This is a genomic window from Paenibacillus sp. 01T422 (genome assembly GCF_056398785.1).
Genome location: NZ_JBFTQB010001208.1, coordinates 1 through 1,489 on the forward strand (window position 1 = coordinate 1; position 1,489 = coordinate 1,489).

The 1,489-nt window shown below is 47.8% G+C and carries 1 protein-coding gene and 1 pseudogene; both read left to right on the top strand.

Annotation, left to right across the window (positions count from 1 at the left end; translation table 11 throughout):
- Positions 1-15: 15 nt before the first annotated feature.
- A complete protein-coding gene (locus tag AC1DUA_RS37240) occupies positions 16-1,050 on the top strand; it encodes an ABC transporter permease (protein ID WP_477504511.1) in 1,035 nt (344 codons plus the stop codon).
- Positions 1,047-1,489: pseudogene (locus AC1DUA_RS37245) on the top strand (ABC transporter permease); the annotation flags it as partial. The gene AC1DUA_RS37240 and the pseudogene AC1DUA_RS37245, both read left to right, overlap by 4 nt.

The window sequence follows — 1,489 nt, forward strand, 5'->3', positions numbered from 1 at the left end:
GGATAACATTGAGGAATGGCAATGGAAGTCATAAAGCGTGAATCCACTAACTTGGCAAGTGTAAGTCGAATTCTGGCCCCCCTCCTTTTGCGAAAAGGACTAGGATTAATCCTGCTTTTGCTTGCTGTGAGCGCAGTTTCTTTTATGCTAATTCACTTCTCACCCATTGACCCCGTTCAGGCTTATGTTGGTGCCGATATGATGAAGGTAAGTGCTGAACAGAGAGAAATTATCGTGCAATACTGGGGACTGAATGAACCGCCGATAACACGATATTGGAATTGGCTGGGTGCTGTGGCAAGCGGTGATTTAGGAACTTCAATGATTTACAGAAGACCGGTGCTTGAGGTGATTGGCGAACGATTTGCTGCTTCTCTTGCTCTCATGGGGACTGCTTGGGTACTTTCTGGTCTTATCGGATTTATTTCTGGTGTTCTAGCTGCTATGAATCGCAATACCTGGATCGATCGACTTATCCGTTGGTACTGCTATACGTTATCCTCGACACCTACCTTTTGGATTGGTTTGCTGTTTATGCTCGTTTTTGCGGTATGGCTGGGATGGCTGCCTGTCGGTCTAGCTGTTCCTGCCGGGGTTACTTCAGATGAAGTCAACCTGCTCGATCGCATCCGTCATATGCTGCTGCCAGCACTGACGCTCAGTGTAACCGGCGTTGCGGCAATTGCTCTGCATACACGAGAAAAACTAATTGATGTTACCAACAAAGACTATTGGCTATTTGCTAGAGCAAGAGGGGAGCGGGGCTTCCAGATTTTTTGGAGACATGGGATTCGGAATGTGGCCCTCCCCGCAATCACATTGCAATTTGCTTCATTCAGTGAGCTATTTGGCGGAGCGGTTCTTGCTGAGCAGGTCTTTTCGTATCCGGGGCTCGGGCAAGCGGCTGTGGAGGCTGGACTCCGAGGTGATGTTCCACTTTTGTTAGGCATTGTTTTGTTCAGCGCTGTGTTCGTTTACTCAGGGAATGCTATGGCTGATATTAGTTATCGCCTGATTGATCCCAGAATGAAAGAAGGTGGGAAGCCATGAAGCCTTTTATCAACAGAATTAGAGTGGGATATCCAAGGCTTCATTACCGTCACAAGCTCGGGTTAACTTCGCTTGCTGCTTTACTTGTTTTACTTACCATTTTCGCTATGTCTGTATGGATGGACTCCTCGGGCTTGTCTACCAGCTTGGCTCAGCGGAATTTCGCGCCATCTATTGCGCATCCTTTTGGGACGGATTGGTTAGGTAGAGATATGTTAACGCGCACGATCAAAGGACTGGCGCTTAGCCTGCAAGTTGGAGTTGTCGCAGGAGCTTCAAGCGTTATCATAGCGGGGATTATGGGGCTTTCGGCAGCTGTTATGGGAAAAACCGTCAATCGACTTGTGAGTTGGCTGACTGACTTGTTTCTCAGTGTTCCTCATCTTGTAACGCTGCTTTTAATTGCTTTTGTTCTGGGTGGAGGTGCCAAAGGGATTAT